General features: G+C 72.7%; 21 protein-coding genes. 10 read left to right on the forward strand and 11 right to left on the reverse strand.

Annotated elements, in window-relative coordinates; genetic code table 11:
• Positions 1-125 precede the first annotated feature (125 nt).
• Complete coding sequence (locus tag AB0J36_RS26400; protein ID WP_363661222.1) at positions 126-1385, reverse strand: ice-binding family protein; 1260 nt, start codon at positions 1383-1385, stop codon at positions 126-128.
• A 313-nt stretch (positions 1386-1698) separates the two neighbouring features.
• On the opposite strand from AB0J36_RS26400, the gene AB0J36_RS26405 reads away from it, so the two are divergent.
• The gene (locus tag AB0J36_RS26405; RefSeq protein WP_357392741.1) at positions 1699-2391 is read left to right on the forward strand and encodes a TetR/AcrR family transcriptional regulator; all 693 of its coding nucleotides are present in this window, start codon (positions 1699-1701) and stop codon (positions 2389-2391) included.
• Between the two features lie 61 nt (positions 2392-2452).
• Here AB0J36_RS26405 and AB0J36_RS26410 read toward each other — a convergent pair whose 3' ends face one another.
• A complete protein-coding gene (locus AB0J36_RS26410) occupies positions 2453-3310 on the reverse strand; it encodes an SDR family oxidoreductase (RefSeq protein WP_357392742.1) in 858 nt (285 codons plus the stop codon).
• 87 nt (positions 3311-3397) lie between these two features.
• On the opposite strand from AB0J36_RS26410, the gene AB0J36_RS26415 reads away from it, so the two are divergent.
• Entirely contained in the window at positions 3398-3793 is a 396-nt protein-coding gene (locus AB0J36_RS26415) for a helix-turn-helix domain-containing protein (RefSeq protein ID WP_357121365.1), read from the forward strand.
• Between the two features lie 30 nt (positions 3794-3823).
• Here AB0J36_RS26415 and AB0J36_RS26420 read toward each other — a convergent pair whose 3' ends face one another.
• Both AB0J36_RS26420 and AB0J36_RS26425 read right to left on the reverse strand, forming a co-directional pair.
• Positions 3824-4477 carry a DUF6624 domain-containing protein gene (locus tag AB0J36_RS26420; RefSeq protein WP_357392743.1) on the reverse strand — a complete coding sequence of 218 codons (654 nt, stop codon included), beginning with the start codon at positions 4475-4477 and terminating at the stop codon, positions 3824-3826.
• Between the two features lie 56 nt (positions 4478-4533).
• Positions 4534-5496, reverse strand: coding sequence for a helix-turn-helix transcriptional regulator (locus tag AB0J36_RS26425; protein WP_363661223.1), 963 nt, complete (start codon positions 5494-5496; stop codon positions 4534-4536).
• Between the two features lie 367 nt (positions 5497-5863).
• On the opposite strand from AB0J36_RS26425, the gene AB0J36_RS26430 reads away from it, so the two are divergent.
• From AB0J36_RS26430 to AB0J36_RS26440, 3 genes are all read left to right on the forward strand, one after another.
• Positions 5864-6526, forward strand: coding sequence for a hypothetical protein (locus AB0J36_RS26430; RefSeq protein WP_357121374.1), 663 nt, complete (start codon positions 5864-5866; stop codon positions 6524-6526).
• An 84-nt stretch (positions 6527-6610) separates the two neighbouring features.
• Positions 6611-8563, forward strand: a complete 1953-nt coding sequence (locus AB0J36_RS26435) for a Xaa-Pro dipeptidyl-peptidase (protein ID WP_363661224.1) — start codon at positions 6611-6613, stop codon at positions 8561-8563.
• Positions 8564-8734: 171 nt separating this feature from the next.
• Positions 8735-10243: a phosphoesterase gene (locus AB0J36_RS26440; protein ID WP_363661225.1), complete on the forward strand. Its 1509-nt coding sequence runs from the start codon at positions 8735-8737 to the stop codon at positions 10241-10243.
• Between the two features lie 73 nt (positions 10244-10316).
• Here AB0J36_RS26440 and AB0J36_RS26445 read toward each other — a convergent pair whose 3' ends face one another.
• A complete protein-coding gene (locus AB0J36_RS26445; protein ID WP_357121382.1) occupies positions 10317-10841 on the reverse strand; it encodes a MarR family transcriptional regulator in 525 nt (174 codons plus the stop codon).
• 113 nt (positions 10842-10954) lie between these two features.
• Here AB0J36_RS26445 and AB0J36_RS26450 point away from each other — a divergent pair, with 113 nt between their 5' ends.
• Genes AB0J36_RS26450 through AB0J36_RS26460 form a run of 3 tightly spaced genes read left to right on the forward strand, consistent with a single transcriptional unit; the run spans position 10955 to position 14437 of the window.
• Complete coding sequence (locus AB0J36_RS26450; protein WP_363661226.1) at positions 10955-12547, forward strand: LLM class flavin-dependent oxidoreductase; 1593 nt, start codon at positions 10955-10957, stop codon at positions 12545-12547.
• 40 nt (positions 12548-12587) lie between these two features.
• Positions 12588-13184: a helix-turn-helix domain-containing protein gene (locus AB0J36_RS26455; RefSeq protein ID WP_363661227.1), complete on the forward strand. Its 597-nt coding sequence runs from the start codon at positions 12588-12590 to the stop codon at positions 13182-13184.
• The gene (locus AB0J36_RS26460) at positions 13181-14437 is read left to right on the forward strand and encodes an MFS transporter (RefSeq protein WP_363661228.1); all 1257 of its coding nucleotides are present in this window, start codon (positions 13181-13183) and stop codon (positions 14435-14437) included. The genes AB0J36_RS26455 and AB0J36_RS26460 overlap by 4 nt, the downstream gene beginning before the upstream one ends.
• A 193-nt stretch (positions 14438-14630) precedes the next feature.
• Here AB0J36_RS26460 and AB0J36_RS26465 read toward each other — a convergent pair whose 3' ends face one another.
• The 3 genes from AB0J36_RS26465 to AB0J36_RS26475 form a co-directional block, all read right to left on the reverse strand.
• Positions 14631-15326, reverse strand: a complete 696-nt coding sequence (locus AB0J36_RS26465; RefSeq protein ID WP_363661229.1) for an alpha/beta hydrolase — start codon at positions 15324-15326, stop codon at positions 14631-14633.
• Between the two features lie 39 nt (positions 15327-15365).
• Positions 15366-15746 (reverse strand): VOC family protein, encoded by a 381-nt coding sequence (locus AB0J36_RS26470; protein ID WP_357121397.1) that lies wholly within the window; start codon positions 15744-15746, stop codon positions 15366-15368.
• A 94-nt stretch (positions 15747-15840) separates the two neighbouring features.
• On the reverse strand, positions 15841-16878 hold the full coding sequence (locus tag AB0J36_RS26475; protein ID WP_357121400.1) for an L-dopachrome tautomerase-related protein: 1038 nt from the start codon (positions 16876-16878) through the stop codon (positions 15841-15843).
• Between the two features lie 236 nt (positions 16879-17114).
• On the opposite strand from AB0J36_RS26475, the gene AB0J36_RS26480 reads away from it, so the two are divergent.
• A complete protein-coding gene (locus tag AB0J36_RS26480) occupies positions 17115-18917 on the forward strand; it encodes an acyl-CoA dehydrogenase (protein WP_363661230.1) in 1803 nt (600 codons plus the stop codon).
• A 3-nt stretch (positions 18918-18920) separates the two neighbouring features.
• Here AB0J36_RS26480 and AB0J36_RS26485 read toward each other — a convergent pair whose 3' ends face one another.
• A complete protein-coding gene (locus tag AB0J36_RS26485; RefSeq protein WP_357121405.1) occupies positions 18921-19097 on the reverse strand; it encodes a hypothetical protein in 177 nt (58 codons plus the stop codon).
• 270 nt (positions 19098-19367) lie between these two features.
• Positions 19368-20081 carry a spermidine synthase gene (locus AB0J36_RS26490; RefSeq protein WP_357172151.1) on the reverse strand — a complete coding sequence of 238 codons (714 nt, stop codon included), beginning with the start codon at positions 20079-20081 and terminating at the stop codon, positions 19368-19370.
• A gap of 126 nt (positions 20082-20207) precedes the next feature.
• Here AB0J36_RS26490 and eccB point away from each other — a divergent pair, with 126 nt between their 5' ends.
• Positions 20208-21578 carry a type VII secretion protein EccB gene (gene eccB, locus AB0J36_RS26495; RefSeq protein ID WP_357172152.1) on the forward strand — a complete coding sequence of 457 codons (1371 nt, stop codon included), beginning with the start codon at positions 20208-20210 and terminating at the stop codon, positions 21576-21578.
• Positions 21579-21623: 45 nt separating this feature from the next.
• Here the strand turns inward: eccB and AB0J36_RS26500 are convergent, their stop codons facing one another.
• Complete coding sequence (locus AB0J36_RS26500; RefSeq protein ID WP_357392756.1) at positions 21624-22229, reverse strand: class I SAM-dependent methyltransferase; 606 nt, start codon at positions 22227-22229, stop codon at positions 21624-21626.
• Positions 22230-22248 lie beyond the last annotated feature (19 nt).

A 22248-nucleotide genomic window follows, 5' to 3' on the forward strand; every position in this document is an offset into this window, starting at 1 on the left:
TCGGCGCCCGCGGGGGCACCCGGGGGCCCGGCCCTGGGTCACCCCGCCGGGGCCCCCCCCGGGGGGGGGCGCGGGCCGACAACGGGAGGTGGCCCGGCCGGGATCACACCGGCCGGGCCCACCGATCAGGACTCCAGGCGGCGACGCCGGGCGAGGAAGAACGCGACCGCGCCCAGGACGACCATCACACCTCCGACGCCGGTCATGGCCGGGACTGCACCGCCGCCGGTGACCGGCAGGATGGGTTGCTCGCCGCCCCCACCAGGTCTGCCGGGGCTGCCGGGTGCGCCAGGACTGCCGGGTGCGCCAGGACTGCCGGGTGCGCCGGGGCTACCCGGTGCGCCGGGGCTCCCCGGTGCTCCAGGGCTGCCGGGTGCTCCAGGGCTGCCGGGTGCGCCAGGGCTGCCCGGTGCTCCAGGGCTGCCGGGTGCTCCGGGGCTGCCCGGTGCTCCGGGGCTGCCGGGGGCGCCGGACGGGCCGGGGGCGCCGGACGGGCCGGGTGCGCCGGACGGGCCGGGTGCGCCGGGGCTGCCGGGTGCGCCAGGACTGCCGGGTGCACCAGGGCTACCCGGTGCTCCGGGGCTGCCGGGCGGGCCGGACGGGCCGGTGGGCCCGGGTGGGCCGGTCGGTCCAGGCGGGCCCGTCGGCCCGGCGCAGATCGGTGCGCTGATGACGTTGGTGTCGAGGGTGACGGCGGCGGTGCGCGCCAGCGCGCGGCCCTGGAGGGTCGCGCCCGTGGCCATCGTGATCGCGGCCTGAGCCATGATGGTGCCCACGAAGGTGGTGCCGGTGCCGATCGTCGCCGAGCTGCCGATCTTCCAGAACACGTTGCAGGCCGACGCCCCGTTGGTCAGGACGACGCTGCTGTTCGACGCCGTCGTCAGCGAGGAGTCGACCTGGAAGATGAACACGGCCGACGGGTCGCCCTGGCCGTTGAGCGTCAACGTTCCGGTCAGTTGGGCGGCCCCGATCCGGTAGACCCCTTCGTTGAGTGTGTTGCCACCCAGCTCCGCCGGGAGGTTGGTGAACGGGGTCCGGCCGGCGGCGTCGTTGAAGGCGGTGGTCAGGTCGCTCTGAGCCTGGAGCGCGACCGCGTCGCCGAGGTGCACCTCCCCGCCGATGGTGGCCGTTCCGAAGCCGGACGCGGTGTTTCCGGGGAACCGCCCGAGGCTCTGGGCCAGGAAGCTGGGGCCGGTGTTGGTGGGCTCCGCCCCGGCGAGGACGGAGAAGTCGGCCGCCGTCCCCAGGTTGACCGGTGCTTCCTGCGCGTTTGCTGCGGTCGAGCTGAAGAGCAGCAGGCTGGCTGCCACCGTGGCGGCTGCGCCAGTCGCGAGCGACGGCAGGACCACCCGCCGCCGTAGCCAATTCTTGGGTTTAGCTGTCACAGAACACCCTCCGTGGGTACTACTCGCAGGAGACGTCCAACGAGTGGCGTCCTGCGTGATACGGCCTGAATGACGCCGATGAAGCGCGCTGACCACCACATCACGACAAATGGTCCAATGAGGGATAATTGGGACAATAACCCAAGCCGATCTGTCCGATCGGACTGACATTCGTATTCGTATTCGTCGGTTCTGGGAGTAGCGGTAGCGGTCGGGTCCCGGCCCGAGAAACCCCCGCGTAAGGAGTGGCCCGCCGCGCGACCCCGCGCGGTGCCTGCCGGGCGGACCCCGTCAGCGGCTCTAGAGTGGGTCGGTGACCGACGCAGCCAGGAGGTCCGGAGACCGCGAGGCCGGTCGGCAGCCGATCTGGGCCAGACCCGAACGGGGAACCCGTGGCCCCGCGCCGACGCACAGCCGGGAGGCGATCGTCGCGGCGGCGATCACCCTGGCCGACACCGAAGGGCTCGCCGCGGTGTCGATGCGGGCCGTCGCCGCGGCGCTGGGCACCGGCGCCGGATCGCTCTACCGCTACCTGTCGTCCCGTGACGACCTGCTCGACCTGATGACCGACCGTGTCGTGGGGGAGCTGCGGCCGTACCCGCCGGAGCAGGCCGACTGGCGGGACGAGATGCTGCTGGTTGCCCGCCGGCAGTTGGGCTTGTTCCGCGCCCACCCGTGGCTGGTGGACGTGATCCAACGGCCGTCGGGCGTCGGTCCCGAGAGTCTGGCCTGGTTCGACAACTGCATCCGGATCCTGGAACCCGTGCGCTGCGCCGTCAGCGCCAAGTTCGAGGCGATCGCCGTGCTGACCGGCGTGGTGAGCTTGTTCGCCCGCAGCGAGGCCGCCGCCGGGTCACCCGGCTTCGCGGGCATCGACCTCGGGGCGTACCCACATCTCGTCGCGGCCCTCGGCCGGGTCGGGCCGCCGACGCCCCCGACGGACCTCTTCGAGCGGACGCTGCGCAGCCTGCTGACCGGCCTGCTGACGCCGGCGTCCGCCGATTGAACGGGCGGGCGACGGAGGGCGTGCCCTCGTCGCCCGCCAGCACAACGAACCCGGGCCCGAGTCAGGCGCGCGCGGCGCGGATGGCGTTGCGGAGCCCGGTCGTGGGTCGACCGATCAACCGGCTGAGGTCGTCGCTGTCGGTGGCCAGCTCGCCGATGGCGATCGAGTGGTCGAGGGCGGCCACGAACCCGGCGGTGCCGGCGTCGAGCCCGACGTTCCGCAGCGCGGAGGCCAGCTCGGCGGTCGACATGTCCCGGTGCACGACAGTCGTGCCGGTGAGCTCGGTGACGGCGTCGGCCAGCTCGTCGAAGGTGAACGCGGTGCCGCCCAACTCGTAGACCGTGTTGCCGCCCTCGTTCCGGGTCAGCGCCGCCGCGGCGGCGGCCGCGTAGTCGGTCCGGGGAGCGGCCGAGACCTTGCTGCCGCCGGTGGCGCCGAGGATGGTGCCACTCGCCAGGTACTGCGGGAGCTGATCGGTGTAGTTCTCGGTGTACCAGCCGTTGCGCAGCACCGTGTACGACAGGCCCGACGCGGCCAGCACCTCCTCGGTGGCCTTGTGCTCGGGAGCGAGCGGGTTCGTGGTCGTGTCGGCCTTCAGGATGCTGGTGTAGACCAGGCGCTGGACCCCGGCGAGCCGGGCGGCGTCGATGACCGCGGTGTGCTGGGGCACCCGCTGCCCCGGGGTGTCCCCGGAGATGAGCAGCAGGCGGCGTACGCCGGCCACGGCGCCGGGCAGCGTCGAGGGGTCGTCGTAGTCGGCCTGCCGGATCTCGACGCCGCGGGCGGCCAGGTCGGCGGCCTTCTGCGGGCTGCGGACGACGGCGGCGATCTCGGCGGCGGGCACACCGGCGTCGAGCAGGTGCTCGATCACCAGCCGGCCGAGGCGGCCGGTGGCGCCGGTGACGGCATAGGTGGGCATGGGGACCTCCGATAAGCGGTTACTTCTAGTAAGCACTTACGAATCTACAGCACAAGTCGTTGAGTAAGCCTCGGGTAGGCTGGTGACGTGACCGACGTGCCGGCCCACGACCCGGCGGGGCCTACCCAGGAATTCGTCAGCGATGTTTTCGCGCGGAGCTGCACCTCCCGTGCCGCCTTCGAGGACGTCACGTCGAAGTGGGCCTCGCTCGCCCTGCTCGCGCTCGGCGAGGGCAGCTACCGGTTCAACGCCCTGCGGCGGCGCATCGAAGGGGTCAGCGAGCGGATGCTCTCCCAGACCCTGCAGACGCTGGAGCGCGACGGAATGCTCACCCGCGAGGTGCTCACCGCGATCCCGCCGCGCGTCGAGTACACGCTCACCCCGCTCGGTGTCCGGGTCGCCGAGCAGCTCCGTGGCCTCGCCGACCTGCTGGAAGCCTCGGTGCCCGAGGTGCGGGCCGCCCGTGAGCGGGAGCGGCCCTGAGGGGCCGTCACGCGCTGGACGGGCACCCGCCTAGTTGGTGTCCTGGGCGCAGATCGTGGTCATCTCGGCGAGGTAGCTCGCGAGGGTGGGCAGGCCAGCCTCGGCGCGGCGGCGTTCGACGCCCGGCTCGTCCCTGATCGGGGTCGCCGGGACGGGACCGTCCGGCCCGCAGCGGATCTGTGTCCCGTACACCTGGGGCTCGCCCTTGGCCACGGCGACGCGGTCCTCGAGGTAGGCGAGGTTGCCCGGCGACGCCTGGCGGGCGGCGACGGCCGCGCGCAGCAGGTCCAGCGCCTCCTGTTGGAAGGCGGGGTCCAGGTCGGAGTGCTGGACGATGGCCCAGGCGGCGTTGCCCCCGTCCTCGCCCACGAGAGCGAAGGTCGGCCAGCCGTGGGTACGGATGATCTCTTTCAGCCGGAGGGTGCGCGCCTGGTCGGACTCGGTCTGCGGGGTGCCCGCACGGTCGGCCTGGTCGCGCTCCAGCATCGCGATCAACTCGTCGTGCAGCGCCTTGTCGAAGGCGGCGGGGGAGACGGAGGTTGCCGGGGACGGGGACGGGGACGGGGACGGGGACGGGGGCGGGGGGTCGCCCGTAGGGCCGTCGGTGGTCCCGGGCGAGGTGCCGCAGCCGGTGAGGAGCAGCAGGCACACAAGCGGCCGGGCGAACCTCGACGGAAGCCTCACAGCATCGATTTTCGTCGCCACCAGGACGTGTTCACAAGGTCCGCGCCGGGGCGACCTCAGGCGTGCAGCGTCTCGCGGGGCGGCACCCCGTAGCTGGCGTGGTACCAGGCGGTGAACCTGCTGTGGCTGGCGAACCCCCAACGGCTGGCGATGGCCGACACGGTCTCCCGTCGAGGGTCGGCCCGGACCAGGTCGTGGTGCGCCCGGTCGAGCCGGACCCGGCGCAGGTACGCCATCGGTGTGGTGCCGAGGTGGCGACGGAAGGCGAGCTGCACCGCGCGCAGGGAGACCGCGGCGGCGTTGGCGATGTCGGCGGCGCCGATGTCCCGGTCGGCGTTCTCCTCCATGAAGGCGATCGCGCGACGCAGGGTCGCGGTACTGGCGTCGTGGCGGTCCCGGGCGGTCTCGTCGGTGAACGCCGTGTTGGGAAAGATCGCGAGCGCCGCCGCGGCGAGCATGCGGGCGGCGCTGCCGATCACCAGCGGCTGGGCGCTGGCGGTCGGGCTGTTCAGGACGACGTCGTTCACGTACCTGGTGGTCCGTCGCCACTGCCGGGTGAGGGTCGCGTGGACGGGGCCGAGGTCGGTGAAACGGATCGGGCCGGGCCGCCGAGCCGGCGTGGCGGTCGCCACCTGTCTCACTACCCCGAGGTCCAGAACGCAGAGTTCCACCTCGCCGGGTTCCCACCGCAGGTTGAACGGCTCGCCCGGCCGGTTGGTCAGGAACACGTCGCCGGGGCCGAAGCGGTGGGTCTCCCCCTGAGCGGTACGGCTGATCAGGGCGCTGCGGGTACGGCAGACGATCAGACCCTCGATGTCGCCCACCTCGATGTCGAGATGGGCGCTCTGGCCGGTCGTGGCGAGGGCGAACGGCCCGGCGTCGACGCGCTGGTGGACGAGGTGGTAGCCGGTCTCGCCCGCGTGGATACGCAGGTCCGCGGTGTACGTGCTGGCCAGGAAGCGGTGGATGGCCGCCGGGTCGTGACTCTCGAATGCTCGGGCCTGCACTGGTGACGTCATCCGCTGTCTCCGTCCGAGAGGAGACCGCCGGTCGGATCGGGGCCGGCGGTGGGGTCGGGACGTGGCTGGGCGCACGTGCCGGTGATCGCGGCGCGTTGCCGACCGGGTTCGGCGGTGGTGGTGGCGTCATTCCCAGCAAATCACATATCTATTGATGGGAATTCCACCATACGGCAACCGGACGTGTACGTCCGTCGATCCGCCGTTTTGCCGAGCCGACTTCGCTTTCCGGCTATCGCACGCGGTGATCCTGCGCCCGCTGTCCTAGTCGCCCCCGGTGCGGCAGCGAAATCTTGTTCATGATCCCCCGGGCGTCCCGACGTCCGGGCCACAGCCGGAGATCCGGCCGACAGGCGGGGGTGAGTCGTTGGACGGTACCGATCCGGACCGCGTCGTACGACTGGCGGTGGCCGAGGCGTTGGCGCGGGTGGCGGACGAGGACAGCCTGGGACTGGGCGAGGGCGACGCGCTGATGAGCCTCGGCGTCGCGCTGCGGGAGGTGCTGCGCCGCGCGCTCGACGACCGTGTCCCGCTGACCACGCCCGAGTTCGTCGACCTGTGCCGCGACCTGCGGCTCAACCGCGACTCGTTCGATCTTCTGGGGCACTACCTGCTCACGGCGTTGCTGGCCCACCACGTCGGGCCGGACGCCCTGGTACGCGTCGGGGCGCTCCTCGGCACCGTCCGGCGCTATCTGCCCGCCGCCCGGCCACCGGGGCGACGCAACGAAGGGCCCGAGCGCCGGCGACGCGATGTCCGGGCGGACAACAGTGTGGTGGGCCGCTATCGCCGTGCCAAGCTCCCCGAGCACCTGCCCAACCCGCCGAGCTGGACGTGTACCGGCTGCGGCCGCGAGTGGCCCTGCGCGACCAAGCAGAGCCAACTGCTCGCCGAGTTCGGCGGGGCGCGCGCCTCCCTCGCCGTCTACCTCGGCTCGTGCCTCGTCGCCGCCGCCCAGGACCTGCCGACGCTGCCCCTGCCCAACGCGCGACACCGTTTCCTGGGCTGGCTGCCCCGAGCCCGGATCTGAGGACGGCGCGCCGCCGTGGCCACTGGGCAAAGAGGCATCGATACGATGGAATGTCCTGGACGCGCCGCACCCGGGAGGACACCGATGCCGACCGCCCGAACCCGCGCACGAAGCGCCGCCGCCCTGGCCGGCCTACTGGTCGCGGCGCTCGCCGCCGCGCCCGCCACCGCCGACCCGACCGACCGGCACCGTCCGACCCCACCCCACGTCGTCGGCACCGGTACGGTCCCGGCCTACTCCTATGCCAGGACGATCCGGGAGAGCGTCTGGGTCGAGACCCGCGCCGACAGCGACGGCGACGGCGTCCGCGACCGGGTCGCGGTGGACATCGTCCGGCCCCGCGAGGCCGCCGCCGCAGGGATCCGGGTACCGGTCATCATGGAGGCGTCGCCCTACTACCTCTGCTGCGGCCGGGGCAACGAGGGCGAGTTCAAGGCGTACGACGCGTCCGGCGTCATCGCCTCGGTGCCCCTGTTCTACGACAACTACTTCGTCCCGCGCGGCTACGCCTTCCTCGCCGTGGACCTCGCCGGCACCGCCCGCTCGACCGGGTGCGAGGACGTCGGAGGCCCGGTCGAGGTGGGCAGCGCCAGGGCGGTGGTGGACTGGCTCAACGGCCGGGCCCGCGCGTACACCGCCGACGGACGACCGGTCGACGCCGGCTGGAGCACCGGCCGGGTCGGCATGATCGGCAAGTCGTGGGACGGCTCCGTCGCCAACGGGGTCGCCGCCACGGGCGTGCCGGGCCTGGCCACCATCGTGCCGGTCTCAGCCATCTCAAGCTGGTACGACTACATGCGATACCAGGGGACGCTGGTGTCGACCGACTATCCCGGCTGGCTGCACTCGGACGTCAGCAGCCGCCCCGAGTCCGCCTGCGCGGCGGTGCTCGCCCGGCTGCGGGCGGACAGCGCCGAGCAGACCGGCGACTACAACGGGTTCTGGGCGCAGCGCGACTACCGGCCGTCGGCCGACCGGGTGCGGGCCAGTGTCTTCGTGGCACACGGTCTCAACGACCTGAACGTCACCACGAACCAGTTCGCCCGCTGGTGGCAGGAGTTGGCCGAGCGGGGCGTACCCCGCAAGCTGTGGCTCTCCCAGGCCGGCCACCAGGATCCGTTCGACGTGCGACGCGCCGAGTGGGTGGCGACCCTGCACCGCTGGTTCGACTACTGGTTGCAGGGGTTGCCGAACGGGGTGATGGACGAACCGCGGGTCGACCTGGAGACCGCCCCCGGCAGGTGGACGACGCAGCGCGACTGGCCCGCGCCCGCCACCAGGGAGATGCGGGTTCACCTCGGCGTCGGGGACGGCGTCACCGGTACCCTCGGCGGCCGCGCCGCGCGGCCGGGCCAGGAGCGGGAGTACGTCGACGAGGCGCTGACCGAGGACGCGGTGGTCGCCGAGCCGAACAGCACGACCGCCGGCCGGCTGGTCTTCCTCTCCGCTCCGCTGGACACTGCGCTGCGGATCTCCGGCAGCGCGTCGGTGCGACTGCGCGTCCGGGTGGATCGGCCGACCACGCAGCTGAGCGCCCGCCTGGTCGACTACGGCACCGCCGAGCGGAGCTGGTTCGGGGCGGTGCGGACGTTGGACACCGAGTCCTGCTGGGGTGCGTCCACCCAGGCCGACGACGCCTGCTACCACGACACCGAGGAGATCACCGAGGTCTCCGACCACGCGGTGCTGGCCCGGGGCTGGCTCGACGCCGCGCACCATCGTTCGCTGCGGTTCACCACGCCGCTGCGGGCGGACCGGTGGTACACGGTCACCGTGCCGCTGAACGCGTACGACGCGGTGGTGCCGGCCGGGCACGTCCTCGGCCTGGTGCTCGGTCAGAGCGACCCGGAGTTCACGATGGCCGAGGACCGGGACGCGACCGTCCGGGTCGACCTCGGGCGCAGCGAACTGGTCCTGCCGATCGCCGGTCGGACCGGGTTGCCGGCCGTCGCCGTCGCGCCGACGGTGGTCACCGCGCCCGCCGCGCCGTCGACGGCCGAATCGGCACGCGTGGAGCGGGGGCGCCAACGCCCCTGATCCTGTCGCCCCGCTGTCGTTTCGTCACCCAGCGCCCGCGCCACCGTGCCCTTCAACGGGCTCGGCCAGGGAGTTCACCGGGTACCCGTCCGGCGTACGGCGGGCGTTCACCGACCTCTTCGAGGCTCCTTGATCGAAAGAGCATTCGCTTGATCGAGGAGAGGCTCTCACGTGAGAGACAAGCAAGCCGAAGAGGTCGAGCGCGCGCAGTTGTCGCGGCGCAAGCTGGTCAAGTACGCCGGTGTCGGCGCGACGCTGGCCGCCGCGAGTCCCCTGGTGGGCGGCGGCGCGGCGTGGGCCGACGAGGAGCGCCGGCCCGGCGATGACGAGGGCGACCGGGGCGGCGTCAAGAACCGGTCGTGGCGCGCGGGTGACCACCACGTCCACTCCGAGTACAGCGGCGAGTTCGACACCACCCGGAGCCCGATCGTCTTCCACAAGGGCGCGGACGCGGTCTACCCGATCGTCACCAACGCCATCATGGCCAAGAACTTCGGCCTGACCTGGGCGATGTGCACCGACCACGGTGGACCGACGCACTCGAAGGTCAACATCGAGCAGGCGTACCCCGACCTGCTGCGCTCGCGCAAGCTCGTCCCCGAGGTGCTCCAGTTCTGGGGCATGGAGTTCGACGCGCCCTCGCTGGACCACCACACGCTGATGATCCCGCGCCACGACGACGAGGCGAAGCAGCTCTTCGAGCTGGAGAGCCGCTTCGCCAAGTACGACGCGTTCCCCACCGACCCGGCCCGCGACACCGAGGCCAAGATGGTGGAGTTCCTCAAGGTCGCCCGGGGCATGCCGCACAAGCCGCTGGTGATCGCCCACCACGCCTCCCGTTCGGCGACCGGCCTCGGCGTCTACGGCCAGGACACCCCGCGCGAGTTCCGTAACGGCAACAACGCCGCGCCCGACGTCTACATCGGCTTCGAGGGCGCCCCCGGTCACCAGGCCGGCCCGCTCAACGGCGGCAAGCGCGGCGGGTACGGCAACCACCCCACCTATGGCGGCTTCGACCAGATGACCGCACGGGTCGGTGGGCTCTGGGACTCGCTCCTCGGCGAGGGCCGGCGCTGGTGGATCACCGCGACGTCCGACTCGCACGTGCACTGGACGCGCGGCGGCTCGGACTTCTGGCCGGGGGAGTACAGCAAAACCTACGTGTACGCGCGCCAAGACTACGGCGACATCATGGACGGCCTGCGCAACGGCCGGATCTGGGTGACCACCGGCGACCTGATCCGCAGCCTCGACGTGACCGCCACGTCGCAGGGCAAGACGGCTGAGGTCGGCGAGACCATCACGGTCAACCGTCGCAGCCGCACCGACGTCGAGATCGAGATCCGGTTCCGCCCGCAGGACGGGGTGAACGGCAACGGCGACCGGCCGGAGGTCCGCCGCGTCGACCTGATCGTCGGGCAGATCACCGGACCGAGCGCCAACCTGGACGCCGACACCAACCCCACCACCAAGGTGGTGGCCCGGTTCGGCCCGCGCGACTGGCGTCGGCAGGGTCACGACTACGTCATTCGGCACACCCTGCGCAACGTCGAGGCCGACACGTACGCCCGGGTGCGCGGCACCAGCACCGACGAGGCCGAGCCCCTCGCGGACGGTCTCGAGAGCCCATGGGACGACCTGTGGTTCTACTCCAACCCGGTGTTCGTGCACGTCCGCTGATCCCGCCCCACCCTCCCTGTTGATCAAGAGGTTCGCGTCACCGCAGGCCGGAATCCTGACGCGAACCTCTTGATCAACGCCGTTCTGCGGGTGGGGCGGGGTGGATTTCGGTTACCGCTTCGCAGAGGTTGCGCAGGGGGTCGGTGGCCTGGGTTGAGCAGGCCACTCTTTGCAGCAGGGTGCGCAGGGTCGTCGACTCGGTCGGCGTGAGCGACCCCAACAGGTGCGCCTCCACCCGTCGTAGCGCCTCCCGTCGCTGCTCCCAGGCCGCCCGCCCGGCGTCGGTGACGTCCACCAGTCGGCTGCGCCGGTCGGACGGGTCGGCCCGCCGGGCCACGAAGCCGGGGCGTTCGAGGTCGTCGATCAGGTACGTCAGCACCGTGCGGTCGATCCCCAACTCCTCGGCGATCGCGCCCTGATTGCGACCCGGGCCGGTGACCGAGGCGGTGAGCACCTGATAGCCGCGCGGGCCGCCGGGAAAATCGGTCAGCGCGTGCTCGGCCGCCCGGACGTAGCCACGGAAGACGATCCCCAGCATCCAGCCCAGATCGTCGTCGAGCGGATCGGGCCGGTCCGGCCGGTCGGTGGCACCCGTCATACCCCGACGATAGCCGAAGTCACAGACCATGTTGGCAACAGATGTTCTGTCTGACATAAGGTTGGCGTCGCGACGCATCGCGCGACGCGGCGCGTACGACAGGAGGCTCGCACATGAGCGACTACGGCCACGACCTGGTCTTCGGCTCGTTCACCACGCCCGGCAACGACGACCCGGACCGCACCGTCGGGCTCGCCGTCCTGGCCGAGCAGGTCGGGCTGGATCTGGTCACCTTCCAGGACCACCCGTACCAGCCACGGTTCCTGGACACCTGGACGCTGCTGAGCTTCATCGCCGCCCGGACCGACCGGGTGCACCTGTCCGCGAACGTCACCAACCTGCCGCTGCGCCCACCCGCCGTGCTCGCCCGCAGCGTCGCCAGCCTCGACCTGCTCACCGGAGGTCGGGTCGCGTTGGGCCTCGGCGCGGGCGCCTTCTGGGATGCCATCGAGGCCATGGGCGGGCGGCGGCTGACCCCCGGGCAGGGCGTCCGGGCGTTGGAGGAGGGCATCGACGTCCTCCGGCAGATGTGGGACGCGCAGGCACGCGGCGGTGTGCGGGTCGACGGCGAGTTCCACCGGGTCATCGGCGCGAAGCGCGGTCCGGCCCCCGCCCACGCGGTGCCGATCTGGCTCGGGGCGTACAAGCCACGCATGCTCGCGCTCACCGGTCGTCGGGCCGACGGCTGGCTGCCCTCGCTCGGCTACCTCGAACCCGGTGACCTGGCCCGGGGCAACGCCGTCATCGACGACGCGGCGCACGAGGCCGGCCGTTCACCTGCCGACGTCCGCCGGCTGCTCAACATCTCCGGCACCTTCTCCACGGTGGGCCGTGGCCCGTTGCACGGACCCGTCGAGCAGTGGGTGCGGGAGCTGACCGAGTTGGCGCTGGGGGACGGGATCGGCACGTTCATCCTGGCCAGCGACGACCCCGACGACCTGCGCCGGTTCGCCGGTGAGGTGGCGCCCGCCGTGCGTGAACTGGTGGCGACCGAGCGCGACCGGGACGCCGCGTCGGTGCGTACCCCCGCCGAGGTCCTTGCGGACACGCAGCCGGCGGCGGTCGTCGCGCCCCCCGCGCCGCGGGCCCGGGCGCGGGTGAGCGCCGGCGCCTTCGCGGTGGTGCCGACACCCGATGACGGCCGCCGGCTCAGCGACCGGCAGGTCTGGGACGAGGCGGCCCGCCCCACCGGGCCGACGCCCGATCCCACCCGCACCTACACCGCGCACGAGCAGGCCACCGGCCAGCACCTGGTGCAGGTGCACGACGGACTGCGCGCCGAGTTGGCGCAGATCCACGACCTGATCGAGCAGGTGGCGGCCGGCGAGATCGACGCCGGCGCGGCGCGGTCGCAGATCAACACGATGACCATGCGGCAGAACCGGTGGACGTTGGGGGCGTACTGCGAGTCCTACTGCCGCATCGTCACCACCCACCACACCATCGAGGACCAGGCGCTCTTTCCGCGCCTGCGGCAGGCCGACCCACGGCTGCGCCCGGTCGTCGACCGGCTGGAGCAGGAGCACCACGTCATCCACGAGGTGTTGGAGGGCGTCGACAAGGCGCTGGTGGCGTACGTCGGCGCGCCGGACGGGCTGGCCGAGCTGCGCGCCGCGGTGAACCTGCTGACCGACGCCCTGCTGTCGCACCTGAGCTACGAGGAGCGGGAACTGGTCGAGCCGCTCGCTCGCCTGGGGGTGAGCTGACCGGGTTGCCCGGAGGGACTTGAGAGACTACTTTCGAAACATGTCTCTCAAGAATCCGTACGGGGATTTCGAGATCACCGAGCCGCAGGCCCTGCGGGCGTTGGCACACCCCGTCCGCCTGGCCATCCTCGACCGGCTCCAGCGACACGGCCCGTCCACCGCCACCGGGCTGTCGCCGCACGTCGGGGCCACGCCGTCGGTGGTGAGCTGGCACCTGCGTCACCTCGCGACGTTCGGCCTGGTCGGCGACGCCGACGGGAGCACCAGCAAGCGGGAGCGCTGGTGGCAGGCGACCGCGCGAGGGTTCCGCTTCAGCCTGCCGGACGACGCCGAGGGGCAGGCCGCGGCGCGGCAGCTCCGCGGCGAGATGTTCGCGCGGATCGCGGAGACGCCGCAGCAGTGGCTGCTGCACGACGAGCCCCGCCTGGAGGCCGAGTGGCGCGGGCTCGCCGGGGTGTCCGACACCCGCTTCGTCGCCACGGCGGACGAACTGCGGCACCTCGAAGAGGCGATCGAGGAGCTGATCGCCCCGTACGTGCGGCGCAAGGACGACGACACGAAGCCGGCCGACGCGCAGGTCGTCCGGATGCTGCGCTACCTGCTGCCCGAGGCCGCCGACGACGAGTCCGCGTCATGACCGTCGTCGACGCCCCGGCCGCGCCGGTTCGGCACCGCGACCGGCGCTTCCGTACCTTCTGGATCGGTCAGACGATCACGGCGTTCGGCGACCGGATCAGCGAGCTGGCCCTGCCCCTGATCGCCGTTGCCCTGCTCGCCGCGACGCCCGTGCAGGTCAGTGTCCTCACCGCGCTGATCTGGCTACCCAACCTGCTGGGCCTGTTCCTCGGCGCGTGGGTCGACCAGCGCACCCACAAACGCCGCCTCCTGATCATCGCGGACCTGGTCCGCGCCGTCGTGCTGCTCAGCCTCCCGGTGGCGTACCTGTTCGGCGCGGTCACCCTGACCCAGCTCTACCTGGTGGCGCTGCTCACCGGCGCCGCAGCGGTGCTGTTCGCCCTGGGGCAGCAGGCGTTCTTCGTCGCCCTGGTGCCACGCTCGGCGTACGTGGAGGCCAACAGCAAACTCAGCGTGAGCCGGTCCCTGTCGTTCATCGTCGGCCCGGCCGTCGGCGGAGGACTCGTCCAGGCGCTCAGCGCGCCGGTGGCGATCCTCGTCGACGCGGTGTCCTTCCTCGCGTCCGCGCTGCTGCTGCGTCGTATCCCGGTCACCGAACCCCCGCCACCGCCACGGCAGACGTCCACCCTCGGCATGGTCCGCGAGGGGATGGCGCTGGTACTGCGCCACCCGGTGCTGCGCGCCGCGCTCGGCTGCACCAGCACCGTCAACTTCTTCACCTTCATCGCGTCGGCGCTGCTGGTGCTCTACGCCAACCGGGAACTCGGCCTGTCGGCCGGCGCGATCGGCGTCGCGTTCGGCGTCGGAGCGCTCGGTGGCCTGGCCGGCGCGGCCCTGGCACCCCGCATCTCGCGCGCCATCGGGCTCGGTCGTACGGCGATGATCGGCGCGGTGGTGTTCCCCGCCCCGCTGGCGCTGACGGCGCTGATCAACGGCCCGACCTGGGCGAAGGTGGCCATGCTGGCGGCCATCGAGTTGGTGTCCAGCGTCGGTGTGATGCTGATGGACGTCAACCTCAATGCCCTGCTCGCCGCCGTCACCCCGGGCGACGCGCGGGGTCGTCGAGCGGGCGCGTACAGCGCCGTCAACTACGGCATCCGGCCGCTCGGCGCGCTGGTCGGCGGCGCGCTCGGCACCACCCTCGGACTGCGGCCGACCCTGGTCGTCGCCGGAGTGGGCGGTGTGCTCGCCGTGCTGTGGCTGCTCGCGTCCCCGGTACGCCACATCAGGACCCTCGACACCGTCACGCCGTGACCGTCCCGACTGGCCGTCGCCCGGCTTGTGCCGCTCCCGACTGGCCGTCGCCCGGCTTGTGCCGCTCCTGACTGGAGGCAACTGCCTCCCGAGGCGTGATGCCTGTGAGTCATCTTGATGACTCACAGGCATCACGCTCATGGCACCGATGCCCCCGAGCCGACCTTGACGGCGTGCCGGCACCGGCCGCCGGTCAGCTCGCCTCCGCCGCGAGCAGCGCGGCCAACTCGGCGGGCTGGGAGAACATCGGCCAGTGGCCGGTGGCCATCGTGAGGAGCCGCCAGCGCTCGCTGGCGAGCAGCGCCGCCACCGTGTCGTTGGGCTCGGGCCCGTCGAGCAGGCACTTGACGTACGTCGCCGGCAGGTCGCCCAGGGAACCGCTCAGCACGGCCGGCTCGGTCAGCGTGCGCCCCGGATGCGGGGTGGCGCCCTTGACCAGCCGCGCGATCTGCTCTTCGGTGAGACCCTGACCGTCGAACTCGGCTGGGGCGAGCGGCGGCCAGTCGCCGCCGTTGGCGGCGAGCACCGACTCGAACGCCGCCTGCCCCTGCCACCAGCCGGATGCGAACGACCCGCCGTCGACCGGCACCTCCGAGTCGAGGAAGACCACCCGGGTCAACCGGTCACCGATCCGCTCGGCGGCCTGCCCCACCGGGATGCCCGAGTAGCTGTGCCCGACGAGCACCACGTCGCGCAGGTCGCGGCGTTCGATCTCGTCGACAATGTCCCGCACGTGGGTCTGCTGGCCGGCCGGCACTCCCTGCCTCTCGGCGAGACCGGAGAGGGTCAGGGCAAAGGTCTGGTGGCCGGCGGCCCGCAGGGGCGGCGTCACCTCGTCCCACGCCCAGGACCCCAGCCACGCTCCTGCCACCAACACCAGATCAGCCATGGCCGGAACCCTACTGCGGCCCTGCGACAGGTGCGCGCGTCACGACCAGGTCCGGGCCTGGGCGTCGAACACCTCGGGTGGACTCTCGACCGGCAGGACGCAGAGCAGGTGCCCTCCGGGCGCCCGCAGGATGCGGCACTCCATCCACCGCGTCACCTCAGTGGCGCCCAGGCCGACCAGCCGGGCGGTCTCGGCCGCCACGTCGTCGGTCTCGATGTCGAGGTGGTAGCGCGGCGCGTCGTCGACGGCCTGGACGGCGGTGACCAGGCCCGGCACCGCCTCGTGCAGCCCCACGAACTGCGGCTCCTCCGGGTGGGACCGGGTGCCGACGCCCAGGGCCGCCGACCAGAACTCCGCCGCCCGCGCGGCCTCCGCCTCGGGCGCGTCGATGAGCAACGCGTACACACGGCTTCGATGCATGCGAGGCAGGATATCGACGATTCCTACCCTGTGCTGGTCGCGCCGAGGTGAGCGGCGATCTGGGCCGGCAGCGGGTAGGGAGGGAATATCGCCGTCAGGCGTGGTCCGTCGGTGGCGGGCCGGCGTCGACCGGCATCCGGTAGATCCGGATGGGGTAGGCGACGGCCGGATGCCCGCCGTTGAACCCGGCCGTCAGGTGCAGTTGGGCCGCCGGCAGCCAGAGCTGCCCGTCGGTGTCGAGCCACATCGCGTCCACCCAGTTCAGGCGTGGGTCCGCGACGAGCGTACGCACGCTGCGGTCCGGCCCCACCGCGAGGATGCGGCGGCTCTCGACATCGCTGACGTAGATGGTGCCGCGCGCGTCGATGGCCGTGCCGCCGGTGCTCGGGGTGTCCGACCAGGGCTCGACCCGCCGGGCCAACTCCTCGTCCGACAGCGTCGGGTCGTCCAGCCACCGGGTGCCGATCCGGGACATCCCACCCGAGGCCGGCTGGTAGTACAGCCACCGACCGTCCGGCGACACCTCCAGTTGGTCGGTGTGCAGGCACACCTCGGCCCCGCTGGGATCCCGCAGCGCCCGGCCGTCGGCGACCACCGGCCTGCCCACCGTGCTCGGGTGCCCGTCCAACACCCGTCGGCACGCGCCCGAGTCGAGATCCACGACGACGAGGCCGGGCGCGCCGGCATCGGTGACGTACGCGGTGCCGTCGTGGAACCGGACGTCGTCGACGTAGCTGTGCGGACGCACCGCGCCGTCGAGGTGGTAGACCCGGTCCACCCGGTCGCCGTCCACGTCGACCACGATCAACCGCGCCCCGCCGGGCACCTGGTCGCCGCCGAGCTGGGGCGACCCGGAGTCGACGATCCACAGTCGACCGTCCGGGCCGGCGCGCAATCCATTGACGTGCACGAACGTCCCGTCCGGCGGTTGGTCCCGCGCATTCCAGGCGGCGTCCGGGTACGGGTTGCGACGGCCGTCCGGCAGCGCCTCGACCACCTGCACACCCGGCCCGTCCGCCGACGGGTAGCTCAGGAAGACGCGCCCCCGCAGCGTGGTCACGCCCGTGCAGACCCGGTCCTCGACGAGTACCGGTGTCAACCGAGGATCCTCCTCGGTGGGAAGCATGGACATCGGCCCGCTCCTCACCCGACGGGCGACACCGCCGTACCGTCGATGGTCCGCCACCGTTGGCGCGGTATCCCCGTGCCGGCCCCGGCGAAACACCGCCCCCGCCACCGGGTCGGGTACGCCAGCCACACCGCCCCGGGCCGCCGGTGGTGCGCTCCCGACTGATCGGTCAGGATGGGACCGGGCGACGCCGGGCCGCCGCCCCGAGCCGACACACCCCAGCCCTGCCGAGGAGTTCCGTGCCGTCCACCCTGCTCTCCCGCCGTGACCTGGACTTCCTGCTGCACGACTGGTTGCGGGTGGCGCACCTCGTCGAGCGTCCCCGCTACGCCGAGCACTCCCGGGAGACCTTCGACGACGCCCTCGACCTCGCCGAGCGGGTGGCCACCGACCAGTTCGCCCCGCACAACCGGGCCGCCGACCTCGCCGAGCCCACGATCGACGGGAACCGCGTGCGGACGATCCCGCAGATCGAGGCGGCACTGCGCAGCTTTGCCGAGACGGGCCTGCTCACCGCCGCGATGGACGACTCCGTCGGTGGTCTGCAACTGCCGCACGCCGTCGCCGCGGCCTGCTTCGCCTGGTTCCAGGCGGCCAACGTGGCCACCTCCGCGTATCCGCTGCTGACCCTGGGCAACGCCAACCTGCTGCTGGCTCACGGCAGCGCCGAGCAGGTCGACACCTACGTCCGGCCGATGCTCGAGGGCCGGTTCTTCGGCACCATGTGCCTGTCCGAGCCGCACGCCGGCAGCTCACTGGCTGACATCGTCACCCGGGCCGAGCCGCAGCCCGACGGCACGTACCGCCTGTTCGGCACCAAGATGTGGATCTCCGGTGGCGACCACGAGCTGGCCGAGAACATCGTCCACCTGGTGTTGGCGCGGATACCCGGCGGCCCGCCCGGGGTGAGGGGCATCTCGCTGTTCGTCGTACCCAAGGTGCTGGTCGGCCCGAACGGCTCGCTGGGGGAGCGCAACGACGTGGCGCTGGTCGGGCTCAACCACAAGATGGGGTTCCGGGGCACCACCAACGCGCTGCTCAGCTTCGGCGACGGCGGACACACCCCGGGCGGCCAGCCCGGCGCGGTGGGCCACCTGGTCGGCGCGCCCCACCAGGGACTGGCCCAGATGTTCCACATGATGAACGAGGCCCGGATCGGCGTCGGGGCCGGCGCCACCGCGCTGGGCTACACCGGCTACCTCAAGAGCCTGGCGTACGCCCGGGAACGGCCGCAGGGCCGACCGGTCGGCGCGAAGGACCCGGCCACGCCGCAGGTGCCGATCATCGACCACCCCGACGTACGCCGGATGCTGCTGGCCCAGAAGAGCTACGTGGAGGGGGCGCTGGCCCTGGTGCTCTACTGCGCCCGGCTGCTCGACGAGGAGAAGACCGCGCCGACCGACGCGGACCGCGAGCGGGCGCACCTGCTGTTGGACGTGCTCACCCCGATCGCCAAGAGCTGGCCGTCGCAGTGGTGCCTGGCGGCGAACGACCTGGCCATCCAGGTCCTCGGCGGCGCCGGCTACACGCGCGACCACGACGTGGAGCAGCACTACCGCGACAACCGGCTCAACCCGATCCACGAGGGCACCCACGGAATCCAGGCGCTGGACCTGCTGGGGCGCAAGATGACCATGCACGGCGGCGCGGGCCTGCTCCTGCTGACCGAGACGATGGGGGACACCGTCGCGCGGGCGCGGGTGGCCGGCGGCGAGGCCGCCGAACTGGCCGAGCGGCTGGACACGGCGGTGCGACGGATCACCACCGTCACCCGGCGGCTCTGGGCCGGCGGCGACCCGGTGCTCGCCCTGGCCAACGCCAGCGCGTACCTCGAGGCGGTCGGGCACGTGGTGATCGCCTGGATCTGGCTCGAACAGGTGCTGGCGCTGCCGCCCACCGAGAGCGCCGATTCCTTCCACGCCGGGAAGCGACAGGCCGCCCGCTACTTCTTCAGCGTCGAACTGCCCCGCACGGGACCCCAGTTCGACCTGCTGGACAGCCTCGACCGCACCGCGCTCGACATGCGCGCGGACTGGTTCTGACCGTCACCGTCGACGGCCCTGATGGTGCATGGCCTGCCGCCCCTTGACCACACCCAGGACGATCACGATCACCAGCGCGATCAGACCGATGATGATCAGCCAGCGGACGGCCTCGAGAATCAGCCCGAGCAGAATCAGCACGCCAGCCACCACGCCGACGACCCAGAGCAGGGCACGCATCGCGACCTCCCGTAACTCGGTCGCGGCGCGAGATGCGGCGACCCCGGGCCCCACCTTCCCGCCCCCGCGAAACCCAAACACCCCCCGGACGCCCACCCCTGCGCGATCTTGCACTTTCTGTCCCGGCAAAAAGGACTTCGGCCCGCATATCACCAACAGAATCTGCAAGATCGGCGAGGGGTTGAGGGCGAGGGCGAGGGCGAGGGCGAGGGCGGGGGCGGGGGCGGGGGCGGGGGCGAGGGCGAGGGCGAGGGCGAGGGCGAGGGCGCGTCAGCGCCGGGCGACGTAGACGGTGTTGGCGGACTGGCCACCGGTCAGCGGGTTGGCGAACGGCACGACGTGCGCCCGTACGGTCGTGAACACCTTCCCGAGCGCCGCGGTGAACGCGTCGTCCGGTGGGTCGTCCGACCAGAGCGCGAAGACACCCTCCGGACGGAGCAGCGCGGCGAGCCGACGGAGGCCGTCCGGGGTGTAGAACGGCGCGTGGCTCGGGTGCAGGACGTTGCGCGGCGAGTGGTCGACGTCGAGGAGGACCGCGTCGAAGCGCCGCCCGGGGGCCTCGGCGTCGAACCCCTCGTCGCCGGCCACGGCGGCGAAGAAGTCGGCCCGGACGAAGCGGGTCCGAGGGTCCTCGGCCAGCCCGGCCGCGAAGGGCAGCAGCCCTCGTCGGTGCCAGTCGATGACGTCCTCGATGGCCTCCACCACCAGCAGCGCCCGTACCCGTGGGTCGGCCAGCGCGGTGCACGCCGTATAGCCCAGTCCGAGGCCGCCGACCACCACGTCGAGCGTGTCGCCGGCCAGTTCGGCGAGGCCGAGGCGGGCCAGCTCGATCTCGGCGACGGGGAAGAGGCTGGACATCAGGTACTCGTCGTCGAGCTTGACCTCGTACACCTCGACCTGGAGCGCCGGGTCGCGACGCCGCCGCAGGCTGATCGCGCCGATCGGTGTCTCCCGCCAGGCCAGTTCCTCGAAACGCGCGCCCACGGTGCCCTCTCGCCGCCGGATTCGTCCCCGAATGGTACCGACCGGGTTCCGCCCCGCCACGCAGGGTCCACGGGACATCGACGCAGCGCATATCCTGTGCCCGGTCGAACCAGCGGAAGGGACCCGATGCCGTCGCGGCAGGATCAGCTGCACTCCTACCAGTTCAGCGTCCAGCGGGCGGTCGCCGCGCTGGTGATGCGGGAGACCGACCCGGCCCAGTCGCCGTTCCGACGGCTGGCGGGCGCGGGCCTGGCCAGCGTCCTCGTCGCGGTGATCGGGCTCGGGGGCGCGGCGCTGTACGGCCTGTTCGCCGGTGGTGGCACCCGCTGGCGGGACCCGGGCGCGGTGATCGTGGAGAAGGAGTCCGGTGCCCGGTTCGTGTACCGCGAGCAGAAGCTGCACCCGGTGCTCAACTACGCCTCGGCGTTGCTGATCGTCGGCGCGGACCGGTCGAAGACGGTACTGGTCTCCCGGCGGTCGATCGACGGCGTGCCGCGCGGCCTGCCACTGGGCATCGCCGACGCGCCGGACTCGTTGCCCGCGCCGGGTCGCCTCGCGAAGTCGCCCTGGACGGTCTGCTCGACGACGGCCGGCGCGGACGCCCGTTCGGCCCTGCTCATCGGCGTCGACCCCGACGGCGGCCGGCCACTCGGCGACGAGGCGCTGCTGCTCCGCCATCCGGATGGCGACCTGCACCTCGTGTGGCACCAGCGTCGCTACCTGATCCGCGATCCCAACCGGGTGCTGGCCGCGCTGGCGACCACCCGGACGCGGGCGGTGCCCGTCGCGCCAGCACTGCTCAACGCCCTCCCCGCCGGGGTCGACCTGGCCCCGCCGCCGCTGCCCGGCGAGGGCCGGCCCTCCGCCCGGGTGCCGGGCGCCACCATCGGGCAGGTCTACCTGGTCCGCAACTCCGGCGGCGGCCGGCAGTACGCGGTGGCGCTCGACGACGGGCTGGCCGGGATCACCGAGTTGCAGGCCGGGCTGCTGTTGGCCCGTACCGGGCAGGGGGAGTCGGAGCCGATGACGTTGGGTCGGTTCGCGGCGCTGCCCACGATGCCCGACCTCGCCCCGAGCGGCCCGACCGCTCCGCCGCCCGCCCCGCCCCGGCTCGCCGCCACCGACGAGGCGGCGATCTGCACCCGCGTCGGCGACGACGACGCGGGCGAGGTGCGCTGGGGCGTACACCTGCCGGACCTGGCGGCTGTTCCGCGGACCGCGCCGTCCGGCGGCGCGGCGCTGGCCGACCACGTGGTGGTGCAGCCCGGTGGCGGCGCGGTGGTCGAGGCCGCCGCGGCGCCCGGCGCGTCCGGAGGGGCGGTGTCGGTGGTCACCGACCTGGGCCGGCGGTACGTGCTGGCCGACCGGGAGGTGCTGCCGATGCTCGGGTATCGCGACGTGCGACCGGTGCGGCTGCCCGCCGGCCTGGTCAGTCTCGTGCCGGCGGGCGCGACCCTCGATCCGGCCGCGGCGCGGGCCGTCGCCGCCCCGTCCTGACGCCGCTCGGGCCGTTCGCCGCCCCGTCCCGACGTCGCCCCGGCGTCAGGTTGCCGGCCGGCGCAGCACGCTGACCGCGAAGGGCGCGTCGTCCCGCCACGGGCGCAGGTCCCAGGTGGCGAAGCGGTGTTCGAGGCGCAGCCCGGCGGCGACCGCGTCGGCGTCGAACGCGGTCAGCGGGTAACCGCGTTCGGTGCCGAAGCCCACCGCCAGGACGCCGTCCGGGCGTAGGTGCCCGGCGAGGCGGCGCAGCACCTCCGGCTCGGTGCCGACGGCGACGAACGCGAGCACGTTGCCGGCGAGCACGGCGGCGTCGAACGGCTCGCCCTCTCCCATCGCCGGTAGGTCCAGGTCGGCCAGGTCGGCGACGAGCCAGCGCGGACCGGGATGATCGGCGCGGGCGGCCTCCACCAGGACGGGGTCGGCGTCCACCCCGACGACGGTGTGCCCGCGCTCGGCCAGGGCCGCGCCGACCCGACCGGTGCCGCTGCCGGCGTCGAGGATCCGTGACCCGGGCTCGACCAGGGTGTCCACCAGTCGGGCCTCGCCGGCCAGGTCGGCGCCCTCGGCGGCGAGTTTGCGGAACCGGTCGACGTACCACTGCGAGTGCTCCGGACCGGTGTCGGTCGCCCAGCGGGTCGGGTTGGCCATACGGCCCACGGTAACCGGG

The sequence above is a fragment of the Micromonospora sp. NPDC049662 genome (genome assembly GCF_040675055.1).
In the GTDB taxonomy this organism is placed as follows: Bacteria; Actinomycetota; Actinomycetes; order Mycobacteriales; family Micromonosporaceae; genus Micromonospora.

Coding starts and splice junctions, on each gene's coding strand:
- AB0J36_RS26410 (WP_357392742.1), bottom strand. CDS start 3,310: ATGCCCACCTATGCCGTCACCGGCGCCACCGGCCGCCTCGGCCGGCTG.
- AB0J36_RS26425 (WP_363661223.1), bottom strand. CDS start 5,496: ATGACGTCACCAGTGCAGGCCCGAGCATTCGAGAGTCACGACCCGGCG.
- AB0J36_RS26435 (WP_363661224.1), top strand. CDS start 6,611: ATGCCGACCGCCCGAACCCGCGCACGAAGCGCCGCCGCCCTGGCCGGC.
- AB0J36_RS26445 (WP_357121382.1), bottom strand. CDS start 10,841: ATGACGGGTGCCACCGACCGGCCGGACCGGCCCGATCCGCTCGACGAC.
- AB0J36_RS26450 (WP_363661226.1), top strand. CDS start 10,955: ATGAGCGACTACGGCCACGACCTGGTCTTCGGCTCGTTCACCACGCCC.
- AB0J36_RS26455 (WP_363661227.1), top strand. CDS start 12,588: ATGTCTCTCAAGAATCCGTACGGGGATTTCGAGATCACCGAGCCGCAG.
- AB0J36_RS26460 (WP_363661228.1), top strand. CDS start 13,181: ATGACCGTCGTCGACGCCCCGGCCGCGCCGGTTCGGCACCGCGACCGG.
- AB0J36_RS26465 (WP_363661229.1), bottom strand. CDS start 15,326: ATGGCTGATCTGGTGTTGGTGGCAGGAGCGTGGCTGGGGTCCTGGGCG.
- AB0J36_RS26470 (WP_357121397.1), bottom strand. CDS start 15,746: ATGCATCGAAGCCGTGTGTACGCGTTGCTCATCGACGCGCCCGAGGCG.
- AB0J36_RS26475 (WP_357121400.1), bottom strand. CDS start 16,878: ATGTCCATGCTTCCCACCGAGGAGGATCCTCGGTTGACACCGGTACTC.
- AB0J36_RS26485 (WP_357121405.1), bottom strand. CDS start 19,097: ATGCGTGCCCTGCTCTGGGTCGTCGGCGTGGTGGCTGGCGTGCTGATT.
- eccB (WP_357172152.1), top strand. CDS start 20,208: ATGCCGTCGCGGCAGGATCAGCTGCACTCCTACCAGTTCAGCGTCCAG.
- AB0J36_RS26500 (WP_357392756.1), bottom strand. CDS start 22,229: ATGGCCAACCCGACCCGCTGGGCGACCGACACCGGTCCGGAGCACTCG.